The sequence below is a fragment of the Myxococcus sp. MxC21-1 genome (assembly GCF_032612255.1).
Classification (GTDB): Bacteria; Myxococcota; Myxococcia; order Myxococcales; family Myxococcaceae; genus Myxococcus; species Myxococcus virescens.
The window spans coordinates 7,022,625-7,039,631 of sequence record NZ_CP123278.1 but is presented as its reverse complement, the minus strand read 5'-3'; the positions used below and the strand labels follow the sequence as shown (position 1 = coordinate 7,039,631).

General features: G+C 64.7%; 15 protein-coding genes. All 15 read left to right on the top strand.

Annotated elements, in window-relative coordinates:
- The first annotated feature begins 22 nt into the window (after positions 1-22).
- The 15 genes from QEG98_RS31295 (at position 23) to QEG98_RS31225 (ending at position 16,954) form a co-directional block, all read left to right on the top strand.
- Positions 23-1,555 carry a two-component system sensor histidine kinase NtrB gene (locus tag QEG98_RS31295; protein WP_316567994.1) on the top strand — a complete coding sequence of 511 codons (1,533 nt, stop codon included), beginning with the start codon at positions 23-25 and terminating at the stop codon, positions 1,553-1,555.
- Positions 1,552-2,988 (top strand): sigma-54 dependent transcriptional regulator, encoded by a 1,437-nt coding sequence (locus tag QEG98_RS31290; protein ID WP_316563898.1) that lies wholly within the window; start codon positions 1,552-1,554, stop codon positions 2,986-2,988. The genes QEG98_RS31295 and QEG98_RS31290 overlap by 4 nt, the downstream gene beginning before the upstream one ends.
- A 185-nt stretch (positions 2,989-3,173) precedes the next feature.
- Positions 3,174-3,812, top strand: coding sequence for a prepilin-type N-terminal cleavage/methylation domain-containing protein (locus tag QEG98_RS31285; RefSeq protein ID WP_140856695.1), 639 nt, complete (start codon positions 3,174-3,176; stop codon positions 3,810-3,812).
- 109 nt (positions 3,813-3,921) lie between these two features.
- A complete protein-coding gene (locus tag QEG98_RS31280) occupies positions 3,922-4,824 on the top strand; it encodes an ABC transporter (RefSeq protein WP_316563897.1) in 903 nt (300 codons plus the stop codon).
- Positions 4,821-5,801 carry an ABC transporter ATP-binding protein gene (locus QEG98_RS31275; protein WP_316563896.1) on the top strand — a complete coding sequence of 327 codons (981 nt, stop codon included), beginning with the start codon at positions 4,821-4,823 and terminating at the stop codon, positions 5,799-5,801. The genes QEG98_RS31280 and QEG98_RS31275 overlap by 4 nt, the downstream gene beginning before the upstream one ends.
- A complete protein-coding gene (locus QEG98_RS31270; RefSeq protein ID WP_316567993.1) occupies positions 5,801-6,568 on the top strand; it encodes an ABC transporter permease in 768 nt (255 codons plus the stop codon). The genes QEG98_RS31275 and QEG98_RS31270 overlap by 1 nt, the downstream gene beginning before the upstream one ends.
- 23 nt (positions 6,569-6,591) lie before the next feature.
- Positions 6,592-7,599 (top strand): prepilin peptidase, encoded by a 1,008-nt coding sequence (locus QEG98_RS31265; protein ID WP_316563895.1) that lies wholly within the window; start codon positions 6,592-6,594, stop codon positions 7,597-7,599.
- A 16-nt stretch (positions 7,600-7,615) separates the two neighbouring features.
- Positions 7,616-8,737 (top strand): sensor histidine kinase, encoded by a 1,122-nt coding sequence (locus QEG98_RS31260; protein WP_316563894.1) that lies wholly within the window; start codon positions 7,616-7,618, stop codon positions 8,735-8,737.
- 73 nt (positions 8,738-8,810) lie between these two features.
- Positions 8,811-10,235, top strand: coding sequence for a sigma-54 dependent transcriptional regulator (locus QEG98_RS31255; protein ID WP_316563893.1), 1,425 nt, complete (start codon positions 8,811-8,813; stop codon positions 10,233-10,235).
- Between the two features lie 214 nt (positions 10,236-10,449).
- Complete coding sequence (gene pilM / locus QEG98_RS31250; protein ID WP_090490332.1) at positions 10,450-11,532, top strand: type IV pilus assembly protein PilM; 1,083 nt, start codon at positions 10,450-10,452, stop codon at positions 11,530-11,532.
- A 27-nt stretch (positions 11,533-11,559) separates the two neighbouring features.
- Complete coding sequence (locus QEG98_RS31245) at positions 11,560-12,237, top strand: PilN domain-containing protein (RefSeq protein ID WP_316563892.1); 678 nt, start codon at positions 11,560-11,562, stop codon at positions 12,235-12,237.
- Between the two features lie 15 nt (positions 12,238-12,252).
- Complete coding sequence (locus tag QEG98_RS31240) at positions 12,253-12,879, top strand: type 4a pilus biogenesis protein PilO (protein ID WP_316563891.1); 627 nt, start codon at positions 12,253-12,255, stop codon at positions 12,877-12,879.
- Between the two features lie 43 nt (positions 12,880-12,922).
- Positions 12,923-13,486 carry a pilus assembly protein PilP gene (locus QEG98_RS31235; protein WP_316563890.1) on the top strand — a complete coding sequence of 188 codons (564 nt, stop codon included), beginning with the start codon at positions 12,923-12,925 and terminating at the stop codon, positions 13,484-13,486.
- A 57-nt stretch (positions 13,487-13,543) separates the two neighbouring features.
- Entirely contained in the window at positions 13,544-16,252 is a 2,709-nt protein-coding gene (pilQ, locus tag QEG98_RS31230; RefSeq protein WP_316563889.1) for a type IV pilus secretin PilQ, read from the top strand.
- A 39-nt stretch (positions 16,253-16,291) separates the two neighbouring features.
- A complete protein-coding gene (locus QEG98_RS31225; RefSeq protein WP_316563888.1) occupies positions 16,292-16,954 on the top strand; it encodes a hypothetical protein in 663 nt (220 codons plus the stop codon).
- Positions 16,955-17,007: the final 53 nt, after the last annotated feature.

Below are 17,007 nucleotides of genomic sequence, written 5' to 3'. Positions count from 1 at the left end.
GTTCAGGTCGCGGCTCGTATGGCTGGTGCTGTTCCGCACGGTGGCCGCGAGCTTGTCGCTCGTCATCACCCTTGCGCGGCTCCTCCTGCAGCCCAGTCAGGAGCTGAGCGGGGCTGACACCCTGTCGCTCGGAGTCATCGTCAGCGCGTACGTCTCCACGCTGGTGGTGGGGCTGAGGCTGCGGCGCGGGCGTGGTGGGCTGCTCGATGCCTGGGTGCAGGTTGTTGGCGATGTTGTCATCGCCACTGGGCTGGTCTACCTCAGCGGCGGCGCGGACTCGCCCCTGACGTTCCTCTACAGCCTGTCGGTCATTGGCGCGGCCGTCGTCTTGGACCGGCGCGGTGCGCTGTGGGCTGCCGCGGCGTCCGTGTTGTGCTTCGCCACGTTGGTCATGGGGGCCCGGTTCCTTGGGAGTGTGCCTGGAGGGCTGATGCCTCCGACCCGGGTGATGTTCGTCCTGGGGAGCAACGCACTGGCACTGGTGCTCATCGCCGTGTTGGCGGGCTATTTGTCTCGCCAGCTCTCGGTGGCTGGTGGCGCCCTTTCCGCTCGCGAGGCGGACCTCCAGAAGCTGGGGCGACTGCAGCAGCAGATTCTGTCGTCCATGCCGTCGGGGCTCGTGACATGCGATGCGCGGCGACGCATCACCTACGTGAATCCCGCGGGCTGTCTGATTCTCCAGGTGGATGCCACCCAGGTTGTGGGGACGGACTTGGAGGCGCTCCTGCCGGGTGTTCTCGGGTTGGCTCCCCGCTCGCCTCGGAGTGAGCTGGTGGTGGGCAAGGGGCTGAAGCGGCGCATTCTGGGCCTGTCCGTCACGCCACTGGATGGGGAGCCTGGTGCCTTGCTCATGGTGTTCCAGGACCTCACTCAGCTCCGGCGGATGGAGGATGACCTCAAGCGTGCGGACCGGTTGGCGAGTCTGGGCGCACTCTCTGCGCAGCTCGCGCACGAACTGCGCAACCCGCTCGCGTCCATGCGTGGCTCAGCGCAGTTGCTGGCGCAGGACGCGCAGGATGCAATGGGACAGAAGCTCACCAACATCCTGATTCGTGAGGCGGACCGACTGGCACGCCTGGTGGATGACTTTCTTCGCTTCGCGCGTCCGCCAACGCCGGTGCTCCAGCAAGTGGCGCTGGCGTCCTTGTTGAAGGAGACGGTGGACATGCTCCGCGTGGACCCATTGGCGCGGGACGTGCGGGTCGAAGTTGCCATACCGGAGCCCATGGCGGTCTCCGTGGACCCGGATCAGCTCCGTCAGGTGCTCATCAACCTGGTGCGCAACGGCTTCCAAGCGGCTGGCCCGCGAGGCCACGTGAAAGTGGCACTGACGCGAGACGCGAAGGAGGCGACAATCCGCATCTGGGACTCGGGGGGGAGCATCACGGAGGAGATGATGGGACACTTGTTCGAGCCGTTCTTCACGACGCGGGATGGTGGCACAGGACTGGGGTTGTCCACGGCGCACTCCATCATTCGGGCACATGGCGGTTCCATCCGTGTGCGCTCCACCCCTGAAGAGGGGACCGAATTCGTGGTGGGGCTGCCGCTGTGACGGCGGTGCAGGGAGGGGATGCGGGTTCGCGCGGCCACGTCCTCGTGGTCGACGACGAGCTGTCGATGCGCGAGTACCTCGAACTGCTCCTTCAACGTGAGGGGTATGCCGTGACGAGCGTGGCCGGAGTGAAGGCCGCGTGCGACCTGCTGGCCTTGGATGGGGTGGATCTGGTCATCTCGGATTTGAAGCTCGGAACCGGCAGCGGGCTGGACGTGCTCCGTGCCGCACGCGCGCGTCCTGCGTCGCCAGAGGTGGTGCTCATCACCGCCTACGGAACGCCCTCGGCCGCGGTCGAGGCGATGCGCGAGGGCGCATACGACTACATCTGCAAGCCCTTCGATAACGAAGAGTTGCGGCTCCTCGTCCAGAAGGCGCTCGAGAAGCGGTTGCTGCGACAGGAGAACACCGGGCTTCGTGCGCGACTCTTTCCGGGGCTCGATGGCGCGGTGGGGCAGAGCATCCGGATGCAGGCGGTGTGGTCGCTGGTGGAGAAAGTGGCGTCCGGGCGCAGCACCGTGCTGGTAACCGGGGAGAGCGGTACGGGCAAGGAGCTGGTGGCGCGTGCCATCCACATGCGGGGGAGCCGGGCCGCGAGACCCTTCCTGCCGTTCAACTGTGCCGCGCTGAACGAGGGGACGCTCGAGAGCGAGCTCTTCGGGCACGTGAAGGGGGCATTCACCGGCGCCACCCATGACCGTTCGGGGCTGTTGGTCGCGGCGGGGGACGGCACGGTCATGTTGGATGAAGTCGGGGAAATGCCACTGGCCACCCAGGTGAAGCTGCTCCGGGTGCTCCAGGAGCGAAAGGTGAAGCCCGTGGGCAGCGCGGCGGAGATTCCCTTCCAGGCGCGGGTCATCGCGGCCACGAACCGGCGGCTTGAGGCGGAGGTGAAGGCGGGGAGGTTCCGGGAGGACCTCTTCTACCGTCTCAATGTGATTACGGTGGAGTTGCCCCCACTGCGCGAGCGCTCGGGAGATATCTCCCTGCTGGCGGGGTACTTCCTTTCTCGGATGACGGAGGAACTGGGCCGGCCGGGCCTGCGTTTTGCGCCTGAAACACTGGCGCTGCTGGAGCGGTATCCGTTTCCCGGCAACGTGCGGCAGCTGCAGAACATGGTGGAGAGGGCCGCGACGCTGTCGGACTCGGACCTGCTTGGACCTTCGACGTTACCTCCAGCGGTGCGAGGGGATGCGGAGCCCATTGCCCGCGTTTCGGAGGGCACCGAGCCAGGGCTTGGCGCTGGCTTCAACCTGGAGCGCCATCTGGATGAGAGCGAGCGGCGCTACTTGCTGGCGGCAATGAAGCAGGCGGGTGGAGTGAAGACCCGGGCCGCCGAGCTCCTCGGTCTCTCCTTCCGCTCTTTCCGGTACCGGCTGGCCAAGCACGGCTTGACGGATGACTTGGAGGCCGGGCCGCCGTCCGATGCGTAGGCTGATCGACAGTTCTCGTCAGCAGCGCTGCCGAATTTTGTCAGCCCTGCACCTGAATCGCGTTGCAGGATTCTCCAACTCTTGAAATTCAGCGGTGTTAGCGCGTAGCAGTGGTCTGGCACATCGTGTGCTAACGCTATCCGCGGGCGCAGTGCCCCCTGTTGCAACCTTCCTTGAGGACCCCCATGCGCGTCTCGCGATTCAACCCCCGCAACCGTGGCTTCACGCTCATCGAGCTCATGATCGTGGTCGCCATCATCGGCATCCTGGCTGCCATCGCCATCCCGAACTTCATCAAGTTCCAGGCTCGCTCGAAGCAGTCCGAGGCGAAGACGAACCTCAAGGCGCTGTACACGGCGCAGAAATCGTTTTTCTCCGAGAAGGACCGCTACTCCAACTTCGGCAACGAGATCGGCTTCTCGCCCGAGCGTGGTAACCGCTACGGCTACATCATCAGCGTGGGTGCCGGCGGTGTCGCGGAGCTCCGTGACCAGGCCGTCCTGGGGAATGCCGCCGGTGGCATCGAGTCCATCTCCTACGATGCGTTCCGCTTTGGTGGCACCGTTGCTGCGCCGAATTTCGCCGTGGCGAACTACACGGCGGCGGGCGGCTGGGATGGTACCGTCTTCGGCGTTCAGCAGGACTGCCCGAACTGCAACTTCCTCGCCGGTGCGTCGGGCAACGCCGACAATGAGGCGGGCCTGGACAACTGGGTGATCGCTGGCTTCGAGGCCACGGGCGCGCTGTCCGCCTGCTCCGAGGAGAGCGCCGTTTCCTCCGGCACGCCCTACAACGACAACAACGACGTGTCTTGCGACGACTAGTCTCGCTTGCTGCGGAATGAGCGGTGGTTGAGCCACTGTTCTTCGGGCCGCCTTCCAATAGGGGGGCGGCCTTTCGCCGTTCTGGAACCTCATGTTACTCACGCGGATCGTGGTGCTGGTCCTGGCTGTGTGCTCCATCGCGTTGATGGCGGAGAAGCCGGCCAAGCCTTTGCGGACTCAGGATGGCCCCATTCTGCCTCGCAGGGAGCTTCTTGAAATCGTCGGAGCGGCGCAGAAGACGCTTCTGGCAGATTTCTACTGGCTTCAAGCCATCCAGCAGGTGGGGCGGGCGAACACGGCCACGGAGTATCGGGACGTGTACTTCTATGCCGACCTGGCGACGGACCTCGATGCGAAGTTCAGGTACGTCTACGAATGGGGCGCGATTACGACCCCCTTCAACCTGGGGCGGGAACAGTGGGTGAACGTGGACCTGTCGTCCCAACTGCTCACCAAGGGGCTGACCGCTTTCCCGGACGACCGCCGCTTCCTGTTCCAGCTTGCCTATAACAAGATGACTTATGACGGTGACCACGCGGCTGCCGCCGACCTGCTTATGCGCATGTCGACGTTTCCCGATACGCCGCCTTACCTGCTTCAGCTCGCGACTCGGCTCTACGCACAGGCTGGCAACTTCGACACAGGCCTGCAAATGGCGGAGATGCTGCGCGACGGCGCGGAGGATGAAGAGTCGCGGGCGTTTTATGAGCACCGTATCAAGGAAATCCTGCGGGAGCGGGTCCTCACGCAGATAGATGGCGCCATTGACGCCTACGAAAAGGAGCGCGGTGAGCGACCGAAGAAGGTCTCTATGCTGGTCAGCGCGGGATATTTGAAGCAGATGCCCGTGGACCCGTTGGAGGGACAGTTCTTCATCGACAGGAAGGGGCGCGCACGTTCTACTTCGGGACTCTATAGGTTGGAGATGTACGACCAGGCGAAGAAGGATGAGTTGAAGGAAGACCTTGCGGCGGGTGGCATCCAGCTCGAAGACGGGGAGGAGTTGCGATGACGACCGCGGCTGCCGCTGATTCGAATCTGCCTGTGTCCGTCCGAGGATTGTCGAAGACGTATAGGGTGGGCTTCTTTCTCAACAAGCAGGTGAGGGCGCTCCAGGGGCTCGACCTGGAGATTGCGCCGGGACAGGTCTACGGGTTGCTAGGGCCCAACGGCGCGGGCAAGTCCACGACCATCAAGATCCTCATGGGGCTGGTTCGAGCGACCCAAGGGCAGGCGCTGCTCTTCGGTGAATCGCCGGACCGGCCGCATGTGCGGCGTCAGGTGGGCTTCCTTCCTGAGAACCCCTCGCTTTACGAGTACCTCACCGGGCGGGAGTTCGTGACCCTCGCTGGGCGCATCTTCGGGCTGAGTGGCCATGAACTCGACCAGCGCGTGGAAAGAGTACTCGGCGAGGTGGGGATGGGCCGAGCGTCCGACCTGCAGATTCGCCGCTACTCCAAGGGGATGGTGCAGCGCACCGCGCTGGCGCAGGCGCTCATTAGTGGGCCTCGCTTGCTGATTCTGGATGAACCGACTTCCGGGTTGGATCCGCTAGGCCGCAGGCAGATGCGTGACCTCATCCTGTCAGAGCGAGAGAAGGGGACGACCATCCTCTTCTGTACCCACATCATCTCCGACGTCGAATCGCTTTGTGACCGCGTCGTGGTGCTGGTGGGAGGGCGGCGTGTCCAGGAGGGGAGTGTGCAGGAGTTGGTGTCCGCGAAAGCACCCTCCGTGGAGATGGTGGTGCACGGGCTTCCGCTGGAGCAGCTTCAGTCGTTGGGCTTCGCGTATGAGCAGGCTCAGCAACTGGACAGCCGCGTCCTGTTGAGAGTTCCGGATTCCGATTCGCACGGCCTGCTTCAAGCCGTCATCAGCAAGGGAGGTCGCGTCAGTCGGGTGCAGCCCGCGCGGTTCTCCTTGGAGGACCTCTTCCTGGACGCGATGAAGCAAGCGGGTGGGCAGACAGTGGGGGGGGAGATTCAGTGATGGGGGCCTTCGCCGCCATGGCGTGGAACGGGTTTCGCGAGGCGCGCCGCAATCGGGTAACGGTACTGGTCGCGGCCTTCGCGCTCCTGCTGCTGTTCGCGACCACCCTCATCACCGAGGTCACCGTCAGCACCTTCGACAGGGTGGTGACTGATTTTGGCCTCGGGGTGATGAGCCTGCTCCTGGTCTTCCTCGCCATCTATCTGTCGTCAGGACTCATCAGCCGTGAAATCGAGCGGCGGACCATCTTCTTGATGGTGTCCAAGCCGCTGTCTCGGACCCGGTTCCTGTTGGCCCGGCTTGCGGGCAACATGCTCACCCTGGGCGTGCTGCTGGTGGCCATGACGCTGCTGTTCTGGATCGAACTCGTCCTGCACCGTTCGCCCATCACCCAGCCTCAGATGGCTGCTCTCTGGGGGCTCTATCTAGAGCTGTTCGTCCTCACCAGCGCTGGTTTCCTGATGTCGACCTTCGCCAGCCAGCTCGTCTCCGCTCTGGTGACAACGGGGTTGTACTTCGCCGGCCATCTCTGCTCGGACATCTACAACCTCGGGGTGAAGTCGAAGGCCGAGTTCGTGCAGTGGATCAGCAAAGGCACCTACTACGCGCTGCCCAACCTGGAGCGGCTGAACTTCCGGCCGCGCGCCACCTATGCCATCGAGGTGACGGCGGCTGAGTTGGGGACGGCCACCCTCTACGCTTTGGGATGGGGTGCGCTGTTCTGCGTGCTCGCGGCGATTGTGTTCGAGCGGCGCGACTTCCGCTGAAGCTCGGGTAGGATGCGTCCCCTGTGACGCATTCCTCCCTGCCGGGATACTTGGGGCCCCTGTTCGCCGTGTTCCTGTTCGTGCTCGGCTTGTGCGTGGGCAGCTTCCTCAACGTCGTCATCGCCCGGGTTCCGCTGGACCAGAGCATCGTTCGCCCGCGTTCGCGCTGCCCCAGGTGCGGGCACGTCCTGGCCTGGTACGAGAACATCCCGCTGCTGTCCTGGCTGGCACTGCGGGCGCGTTGTCGCGGCTGTGCCGCACCCATCTCCGTGCGCTACCCGCTGGTGGAGCTGCTGACAGGGCTTCTCTACTTCGCTTGCCTGCGCCGCTTTGGCTGGACGTACGAGTTGGTTCCGGCGTTGGTGCTCGTGTCGCTGCTGGTGCCGCTCGCCTTCATCGACCTGGACCACTGGATACTGCCGCTGTCCATGACGGTGTCGGGCATGCTGGCGGGGCTCGTCCTCTCGCTCCCACTGGGGATGGAGGCCTTCCGTGACGCGCTGATTGGCGCAGCGGTGGGTTTTCTTTCGTTCCGGCTGATGGAGTACGTGGGGTGGAGGGTATTCCGGCGGGAAGCCCTGGGCGCGGGGGACAAGTACCTCGTTGCCATGCTGGGGGCGTTCCTGACGTGGCGCGCGCTGCTGGGGGTCCTCTTGTTCGCCTCCATGCAAGGGGCCGTGGTGGGCATCCTGATGCTGCTGCTGACGGGGCGGGCGGGGCCTCGTGCTGAGGGCGCGCAGGAGGAACCCGAGGGGAAACTTCCCCCGCTCACGATGACCTGGGAGTTCATGCGGCCAGGTCTCCCGCTCTGGAAGCGATTGTTGCTGGTCCCCTTGTGCATCCTGGTTCAGCCCATCCCCGACGCCCCTTTGGACGAGGCGGGAGAAGAGGAAGAATGGGTTCCCGAGCGCACCAGCATTCCCTTCGGGCCGTGGCTGGCCCTCGCGGGGCTGGAGCTCCTGCTGCTGGGGCCCTGGCTGTCACGTGTCCTGCCCGCGGACATCGCCATGATGCTGGGCGGCCTGCCATGACGGGAGCGGGGATGCGATGAAGTGGCGGATTGCCAGCGTCGCGTTCCTGTTGGGCTCCCTGTCGTCGGGGCTCACCTGGTTGTCCGTGCAGCCAGTGCTCCTCCGTCTGCTGGACGCGCTCCGTCGCTGGGTGCCCGAAGGGAGCGCGGAGGACGAGGCTTTGTCGCGGGTGCGAAGCATCCTTCCCTGGGTGTTGGGGCTGGACCTGGTTGCGTTGACGGTCCTCACCTACGTGGTGTTGGACCTGATGGTGGGACGCCCCTTGCGCCGCACGGAGGCGGCGGTCGAGCAATTCGGGCGGTTGGAGTGGGAGCCGCACCTGGTTCCGACTCAGGGCGGTACGCTGGTATCCCGCATCCAACGCGCGCTGAATCGGATGGCCGAGGCGCTCCGTGAGGAGCAGGCGCTCACGCGCGCACAGATGGCGTCACTCCGTGAGTCCAACGCGCAGTTGGCTCGTACTCAGACGGAGTTGGTGGCCTCGGAGCGTTTGGCGACAGTCGGCCGCTTGGCGGCCGGCGTCGCGCACGAGGTGGGCAACCCCCTGGCAGGAATCCTCGGTTACGTGTCCTTGGCCCGGGCCAAGGCGGATACGCCCGAGCTGAAGGACTTCCTCGAGCGCATCGACCACGAGGTGCAGCGCATCGACCGCATCATCCGGGGCTTGTTGGACCTGGGGCGCCCCGGTACGGCCGCGCTGGGCCCAGTGGATATTGCCGCAGTGGTGGAGACCTGCGTGCGCCTGGTACGCGCCGCACCGGAGCTGACGGGGGTGACCGTGGATCTGGCGTTGGAGCCCGGGTTGCTCGCCAGGGCGGATCCCGGACCGCTCTCGCAGATCGTCATCAACCTGCTGCTCAACGCCGCCCAGGCCATGGGGGGGCAGGGGCGCGTACGGGTTTCCACGCGGAGCGCGGCTGGCGAGGTCCGGTTGCTCGTGGAGGATTCTGGCACAGGCATCCCTGAGGACGTGATGCCACGCCTGTTCGAGCCCTTCTTCACGACCAAGGGGCGCGAAGGAACGGGACTGGGACTGGCGGTGTCTCAGCGGCTGGCGCAAGTCATGGGGGGCTGGCTCGAAGCGGAGAACGTCCCGGGTGGTGGAGCCCGCTTCACCGTGTGCTTGCCCGTACCCTGAGGAAAAGGAGTGGCTGTGCCGGTCAGGAGCTATCGGCCCCTTCTTGTGTGGGGGATGATACGCGTAGACGGCCATGCCCCTGTTCCGCACCATTCTCGTCGCCGATGATGAGCCTTCCATCCGGCACATCCTTACGTTGGTGCTTACCGGCCACGGCTATGAGGTGCGCGCGGTGGCCGATGGCGAGGACGCGCTGAAGGAGCTCGCCGCTCGTGACTACGACGTGCTCCTGTGTGACGTGCGCATGCCGAGGAAGGACGGACTCTCGGTCCTGCGTGAAGCGTTGGTGGCACACCCGGCGATCACCGCGGTGGTGATGAGCGCCTATGGCTCCCAGGAACAGGCACTCCAGGCCGTCGCCGCCGGCGCATTCGACTACGTCCAGAAACCCTTCAAGCCGGACGAAATCGTCCTCGTCCTCCGAAAGGCAGAGGAGCGGGAGAGGCTGGTCCGCGAGAACCGGCGGCTGAAGCAGGCCAAGCTGCCGTCAACACCCGACGGGCACATTCTGGGAGAGAGCCCCGCGCTGCACGCACTGTTGCGTCAGGTAGCGCGGCTCGCACCGGTGGACACCACCGTCCTCATCAGTGGCGAGAGCGGCACGGGCAAGGAACTCATCGCGAGGGAGCTCCACGTGCGCAGTCCCCGCGCGCCCATGTCGTTCGTGGCGGTCAACTGTGGCGCCATTCCTTCCGGGCTCATCGAGAGCGAGCTGTTCGGTCACGCGAAGGGCGCCTTCACGGACGCGCGCACCGCCAAGCGAGGCCTCTTCGCGGAGGCGGATGGGGGCACCCTCTTCCTGGATGAAGTAGGAGAGCTCCCTCTGGCTGCCCAGGTGAAGCTGCTGCGCGTCCTCCAAGAGGGGGAAATCCGTCCGGTAGGGGAGAACCGCGTCGAGAAGGTGAACGTGAGAGTGGTGGCTGCAACACTGCGCGACCTGTCCCGCCTGGTGGCGAAGGGGGAGTTCCGCGAGGACCTGTACTACCGCCTCAACGTGGTGAACCTTCGCGTCCCACCTCTGAGGGAGCGGCGTGAGGATGTTCCGCTGCTGGCCCGGGCCTTCATCTCCCGCTTCAACCGCGAGTTGAACCGCGAGCCTCCCGTTGCGGGGCTCACCGCGGAGGCCGAAGCGCTCCTGCAGTCGTACGCGTGGCCGGGAAACGTTCGCGAACTGGAAAACGCCATGGAGCGTGCCGTATTGCTGGCGGACGAGCCGCTCATCCTCCCGGCGAACCTGCCCGAAAGGCTGTGGGCCACGCCCCCACCTGGGGCCCAGGAGGCGATGCCTCAAGGGGAGCAGGTGCTACAGGGTGGTGGCGACCTGTCGCTCAAACGCGCCATCCGGGAGCTGGAGGAGACCTACATCCGGGCCGCCCTCCGGAAGACGAAGGGCAACCGCACCCGGGCCGCTGAGTTGCTGGACATCAGCCACCGGGCGCTCCTCTACAAAATCAAGGAGTACGGCATCGATCCGGACGCGGAGGCGGAGCGTGGGTGAGCTGCGGGGGCGGTCTGGAACCTGGGCCCACCTGCCGACATTTGACGGAACGCGCCGGAGGCCGGAAAATCGGGCCTCCGCGACGGTGTTGAGGGGCCCGGCGCTGTAGGTGGTGCGAGGCTCCCGTTCGTCCGGAGGGCAGGCGGGTTCCAGGCACTTTTTAGGAGGGGTTGACGGCCAGTGCTACGCTGGCTGCCTCTCGACGGAGTCACGCATGGCGAAGGGCAAACTGGTACTCGGCCTGGATATCGGATCGACGTCCATCAAGATGATTCTCCTCAAGGAGCAGCGCAAGCGTGGCGAGGTCATCTACGCGCTGCAGAGCTTCGGGATGAAGCCACTGCCGCCAGAGGCCATCGTCGACGGCGCGCTGATGAACTCCACGGCCATCGTCCAGGCCGTACAGGACCTGATGTCCGAGCTGAAGGTGAAGGGCAAGGACGTGGCCATCGGCGTGTCCGGCCACTCGGTCATCATCAAGAAGATTCAGATGCCCCGCATGTCCCAGGACGAGCTCGAGGAGAGCATCCAGTGGGAGGCGGAGCAGTACATCCCGTTCGATGTGAAGGACGTGAACATCGATACGCAGATCCTGGATGGCGGCGGCAACGACGCCACGGGCCAGATGGACGTGCTGCTGGTGGCCGCCAAGAAGGACATGATCAACGACTACACCACGGTGGTCTCCGAGGCGGGCCTGGCTCCGGTGGTGGTGGACGTGGACGCCTTCGCCGTCCAGAACATGTTCTCCGTCAACTACGACGTGCCGGACCGCGAGACGGTGGTGCTCATCAACGCGGGCGCCTCGGTGGTGAACATCAACATCATCTCCAACGGCGCGACGGTGTTCACGCGCGACGTCACCATTGGTGGCAATCAGTTCACCGAGGAGATCCAGAAGCAGCTGAACGTCTCCTACGAGGAAGCCGAGGCGCTGAAAATTGGTGGCAACGGCGCGGACGCGGACGCCGTTGTGCCCCAGGACGTGGAGCGAGTGCTCTCCAGCGTGGCGGAACAGGTCGCGGGTGAAATCCAGCGCTCGCTCGACTTCTACGCAGGTACCGCCGCCGACTCGAACTTCAGCAAGGTCTATCTGTCGGGCGGCACGGCGAAGATTCCCGCGCTGTTCAAGACCATCGAAGCTCGTACGGGCGTGCCGGTGGAGATCCTCAACCCCTTCCGCAAGATTGAAGTGGACAACCGGAAGTTCGACCCCGCGTTCATCATGGACGTGGCGCCCATGGCCGCGGTGGCCGTGGGATTGGCGCTCCGGCGCCCGGGCGACAAGCTGGCCTGACCGGACCACCCACTGGAGACGACGCACATGATGATTCGCATCAACCTGCTGCCCGTCCGGGCGGTGAAGAAGCGCGAGATGGGCCGGCAGGTGCTGGTCCTCTTCGCGGTGGTCCTGATTGGCGCTGGGGTTGCCAACTACCTCTGGTACGACAACCGGGAGAGTGAGCTCGTGACGCATCAGCAGAGCGTCGCGGCGGCCAAGGCCAAGATCGCCGAGCTCGAGAAGATCATCGGCGAGGTGAAGAACATCAACACCCGCAAGGCCGAGGTGGAGAAGAAGTTGGCCGTGCTGGATTCGCTGCGCAAGGGCCGCAACGGCCCCGTTCGCATGATGGACGCGCTCGCGTCCGCCACGCCGAAGAAGGTGTGGGTGAGGACCTTCGCTGAAACCAACAACGCAGTGGCCATCGACGGTTCCGCGGTGAGCCACGATGAGGTCGCGGAGTTCATGCGGGGGCTCAACAGCGTTGTTTGGACGCCCAAAGGCATGGGCCGCCTGGTGGACCGGCGGCGCGAGACCAAGACCTCGCGAGTGGAATTGCTGACCGCGGAAGCGACCATCGAAGAGTTCCCGGATGCGCAGGTCACGCCATTCTTCACGAACATCGACTTGAAGAACGCCACGCAGACCAAGGCGACGCAGGCCGGTATGCCTGTGCTGGTCGATTTCAAGATCACACTGAAGTCCAACTACGCCATCTGAAGAAGGCCGCTCGCCATGGACAAGTACCTGGATCAATTCGTCAAGGCGCCACCGGCCATCAAGTTCGGTGGGTTGGCTGCCGCCGTCGTCATGCTCACTGCCGCCAACTTCTTCATGGTCATCCAGCCGACGGAACAGGCCATCGAGGCCACCATCGCCCAGCGCCGGAAGCTGGACATGGAACTGGCAGACAAGAGTGAGATCGCTCAGAACCTCAACGAGCGTCGGCGAGAGATGGATGTCCTCGAGCAGAAGCTCTCGGAGGCCCTGACCGAGCTGCCTGAGCAGCGTGACATCGAAGAGTTGCTCGCGCAGATCAACGACATCGGGAAGAAGAGCGGCCTGGAAATCTCCAGCGTGACGCCTGACAAGGAGTCCGTCGGGGGCGGGGAGTTCTTCGCGCGCATCCCCATCAAGATGACGGTGAACGGCAACTACCACGAGATTGCCCTCTTCCTTCAGGAGATGGCGAACATGCGCCGCATCGTCAACGTCAACAACATCAAGCTCGATTCGGCTGCGCTCAAGAACGAGAAGGTCGTCCTCCAGAGCAGCTTCCTGGCCACGACGTTCCGGTTCGTGGACCAGAAGAGCGTTCCCGCGGCTGCCGCGAAGACCCAGAACGTCAAGGCGAAGAAATAGAAACTTGATCCGCCCAAGAAGTAGGGCGACAAGGGGATTGAGGATGAAGACGTTCAAGGCCACCATGACCACCGCAATGCTCGCCTTGGCGCTTGCTGCCTGCGACGAGGCGCCCCCTCCGGCGCCCGCGGCCGCGAAGCCCAAGGCTGCAGTACCCGCGCCGGTGAAGGCCGTCACGCCGGAGGTCATGGCTCAGCAGCTTCCGGCGGCTACCTACACGTACAATCCGGTGGGAAAGCGTGACCCGTTCCGGAGCCCCATCGAAGACATTGGCCCGGTGAACGCGAACCCGGTCTCTGCTTGCAACGAGCCACTTTGCGCTTTCGATCTGGACCAGCTGAAGCTTGTGGCTGTCGTCACGGGGGATGCCAGTCCGATGGCGATGGTCGAGGACCCGGCAGGGCGTGGGCACATCGTGCGTCGTAACACCCGGATGGGGCGTCAGGGCGGCAAGGTGACGCAGATCCTCCGTGACTCGGTAACGGTGACAGAGGTGTTCTCGGGCAACGGCGAGATCATCAAGAATCCGGTGATGTTGCAGCTGAAGCCTGATGCGAAGCAGGACCCCGCCTACAACATGATGACGGGCAGGAACTTCGGAGAGTAGCGCCCTCCAAGGCGCTCCCGCGGGCGGTGGCCCGCTTCCAACTTGTTGAGGGGACGCATGCTCGAGGAGAGCGCTGTGACGAGGGGCAAGTGGAGTTTGGCGACCGCGTTGGCGGTCGTTCTTGTGGGCGCCAGGGTGCATGGCGCCGAGCTGAATACGCTGCGGGGACTGGACGTGTCCCGCACGGGCTCGGGTGCCCAAGTGGTGGTGACCGGCACCCGGCCACCCACCTTCACCGTCTTCCGGCTGAGTGGGCCGGAGCGCCTGGTGGTGGACCTCTCGTCGGCGGATGCGACGGGGATCAAGGGCCACCACGATGGTTCGGGACCCGTTTCCGGGGTCGTTGCTTCCCAGTTCTCGGATGCGCGCGCGAGCGTGGGCCGGGTGCTGCTGGCGCTCGACAAGGCCTCTCAGTACGACGTTCGTGCGGACGGCAACCGGGTGGTCATCTCGGTGGACGGTGCATCTCAGGTTGTTCCCGCCGCTGCGGCGGAACAGCGTGCGGAGGCCCCGGCAAAGCCGAGCGTGAACTCCGTGGACGCGAAGCCGAGTGTTGCCATGGCGTCCGCTCCGTCGGAGACGAAGCGGGCCAATGCCGTGGTCGCCAAGGCGGCGCTGCCCGAGAACGTCGTGGCCGCGGAAGCGGATGAGCGCGAGGTTGCGAACCCGGCTCAACGCATCACCGCCATGTCGTTTGCCAACGATACGCTTCGAATCCGGGCGGATGGTGAGATTGCCCGGTACGAGGTCCTCGAACTCGCAGATCCGCCTCGGCTCGCCGTAGACCTGTTTGGCGTGGGGCTGGCGACTCGTGCGCCGCGGGTGAACTCGGGCGCTCTGCGCGAGGTCCGCGTGGGCGCGCACTCCGACAAGGTGCGCCTGGTCCTCGACGTCCGCGGGACGATGCCTGCCTATCGCGTCGACCGCGCCAGCCGCGGCCTCGAGGTGGTGCTTGGTAGCGCGGTGGCCCGCAAGGCCGCTCCGGTGCCTGCTGCGGAGGAGGCTATTGCGTCCGTTGCGGAGGTCGAGCCGCTTCGCCCGGCTCCGGTGAAAGCCGAGTCCTCTTCCCTGGTGGAGGTGAAGGACCTCCGTTTCGAAGAGAGCAGCGCTGGCGGCCGTGTCGTGATGAAGCTGTCGGGTACCGCGGCATGGAAAGTCGATCGGCCGGACCCTCGCAGCGCGGTGTTGACGCTGGACAGTGCCCGTCTGCCCAAGAAGCTCGAGAGGAGCCTCGACACCAGCGCGTTGGAGACGCCGGTGAAGATGATCAGCGCCTTCAGCGTGCCGGGTGAGGGCAGCAAGGTGCGGCTGGTGGTCGCCGCCGACGGTGCCATCGAAGAGAAGGTCTCCCAGAGTGGGAGCACGTTGACGTGGCGCCTCGACGTGAAGGGCGTGAAGACGGAAGAGGTCGCGGTCGCTCAGCGGACCGCGGGCTTCACCACGGAGGCACCGGCATACGCCGCTGAAGGCGCACCGCAGCAAGCCCGCTACCGTGGAAAGCGCGTGTCCTTTGAGTTCAAGGACATCGACATCCAGAACCTCCTGCGTGTCATCGCCGAGATTTCGAAGAAGAACATCGTGGTCGCCGACGACGTGAGTGGCAAGGTGACCATCCGGCTGCGCAATGTTCCCTGGGACCAGGCCCTGGACCTCGTGCTGCGCACCAAGGCGCTGGGTAAGGAAGAGTTTGGAAACATCATCCGGATTGCTCCGCTCAAGACCTTGGAGGAGGAGGCCCGGCTGCGCCAGGAGCGCAAGAAGTCGCTCCAGCAGCAGGAAGACCTGATGGTCAACCTCATTCCCGTCAACTACGCGGTGGCCAGTGAGATGGCGGCTCGGGTGAAGGATGTGCTGAGCGAGCGTGGGTCGGTGACGGTGGATCAGCGGACCAACGTTCTCATCGTCAAGGATGTGCGCTCGAACACCGAGCGGGCACGCTCACTGGTTCGGAGCCTGGATACGCAGACGCCACAGGTTCTCATCGAGAGCCGCATTGTGGAGGCGAACACCACCTTCAGCCGGTCCCTGGGCGTTCAGTGGGGTGGTCAGGCTCGCGCGGGACAGGCCACGGGAAATGCTACGGGCCTGATTTTTCCCAACAACCTGGCTGTCACCGGTGGTGTGGCGGGTTCAGCCGCAGGCCTTCCTGACAACCCGAACTTCGCAGTGAACCTGCCGGTGGGCACCGGTCAGGGCATCGGTGGTGCCATGGGCTTCACGTTCGGCTCCGCGGGTGGTGCGCTTCAGCTGAACCTGCGCCTGTCCGCCGCGGAGAACGAAGGTACGGTGAAGACCATTTCCGCACCGAAGGTGACGACGCTCGACAACAACACCGCGCGCATCAGCCAGGGTGTGTCCATTCCCTTCAGCCAGACGTCGGCGCAAGGTGTGAACACCACGTTCGTGGAGGCGCGGTTGTCGCTGGAAGTGACGCCGCACATCACGCAGGACGGCAGCGTTCTGATGTCCATCAACGCGTCCAACAACCAGCCTGACCCGTCCAGCACGGGTGCCAACGGTCAGCCTTCCATTCAGCGCAAGGAAGCCAACACCCAGGTGCTGGTGAAGGATGGAGACACGACGGTCATCGGTGGCATCTATGTCCGCCGCGGTGCGACGCAGGTCAACGCGGTGCCGTTCCTGTCGAGGATCCCGGTGCTGGGATTGCTCTTCAAGAACAACTCGGAGGTCGACACCCGGCAGGAACTGCTCATCTTCATCACGCCCCGCATTCTCAACCGGCAGACCATTGCGCAGACTCTGTAAGGGTTTCCCTTGCGTCCTCTTGCAGGAGAGCGTTCGCTCATGAAGAACTTCTATCTCGCGGTGCCGTTGGCACTGGCCATGACTGGATGCGTTGACAGTGCTCCGGACATCCAGCTTTTCAACGCGTTCATTCCGGATGGTAGCTGTGCGGTCAACCAGTCCGGGGTCGCCAGTCCTGGTGGGTCACTGGACCTCTCGACGTCGGGCCGTTACCTGGCTGCATTCCAGGTCCGGAACAGCCTCTCGGCTCAGGAGGTCGTCGTTGGTGAAGCCCCCGTTACAGGCGGTGGCGACGAGTCTTCCATCTACGTCAACAACGTCGAGTTGAACTACGAAACGCAAGGCACGGGGCCGACGCTCAGGAGTGACGTCTACCCCTACTATTTCAACCTGCCAGCGAACGCGACGCAGAGCAGCAGCGCGGTCCTGGATCTGCTGGGGGCCAATGCGAGCGCTGACCTCGCCGCCTATTTCGGCGGTGGCGGCACTGCGCCCGTAAGCGTTGTCGTTCGGCTGAAGCTGATCGGCAAGACCGTCAACGGCAAGTCGACCGAGTCGAACGAGGCCACGTACCCCGTCACGTTCTACCATTCGGGCTTCACCTGCCCGGCAGGAACGCAGCTCGAGCCCACCGGGCCCTGCGGGCTTCCGGGGGGGCAGGATGGCTTCCCTCCCGAGTGCACCGAGCCCGAGGAAACGTAGTCCCAATGTCCGCCGGGGCCCTTGACTGGGCCCCGGCCGTCTTTCTAAGAGCC

Bases quoted from the DNA above. Each gene is read 5' to 3' on its own strand.
- QEG98_RS31285 (WP_140856695.1), top strand. From the start codon at position 3,174: ATGCGCGTCTCGCGATTCAACCCCCGCAACCGTGGCTTCACGCTCATC.
- QEG98_RS31275 (WP_316563896.1), top strand. From the start codon at position 4,821: ATGACGACCGCGGCTGCCGCTGATTCGAATCTGCCTGTGTCCGTCCGA.
- QEG98_RS31270 (WP_316567993.1), top strand. From the start codon at position 5,801: ATGGGGGCCTTCGCCGCCATGGCGTGGAACGGGTTTCGCGAGGCGCGC.
- QEG98_RS31260 (WP_316563894.1), top strand. From the start codon at position 7,616: ATGAAGTGGCGGATTGCCAGCGTCGCGTTCCTGTTGGGCTCCCTGTCG.
- QEG98_RS31255 (WP_316563893.1), top strand. From the start codon at position 8,811: ATGCCCCTGTTCCGCACCATTCTCGTCGCCGATGATGAGCCTTCCATC.
- pilM (WP_090490332.1), top strand. From the start codon at position 10,450: ATGGCGAAGGGCAAACTGGTACTCGGCCTGGATATCGGATCGACGTCC.
- QEG98_RS31245 (WP_316563892.1), top strand. From the start codon at position 11,560: ATGATGATTCGCATCAACCTGCTGCCCGTCCGGGCGGTGAAGAAGCGC.
- QEG98_RS31240 (WP_316563891.1), top strand. From the start codon at position 12,253: ATGGACAAGTACCTGGATCAATTCGTCAAGGCGCCACCGGCCATCAAG.
- QEG98_RS31235 (WP_316563890.1), top strand. From the start codon at position 12,923: ATGAAGACGTTCAAGGCCACCATGACCACCGCAATGCTCGCCTTGGCG.
- pilQ (WP_316563889.1), top strand. From the start codon at position 13,544: ATGCTCGAGGAGAGCGCTGTGACGAGGGGCAAGTGGAGTTTGGCGACC.
- QEG98_RS31225 (WP_316563888.1), top strand. From the start codon at position 16,292: ATGAAGAACTTCTATCTCGCGGTGCCGTTGGCACTGGCCATGACTGGA.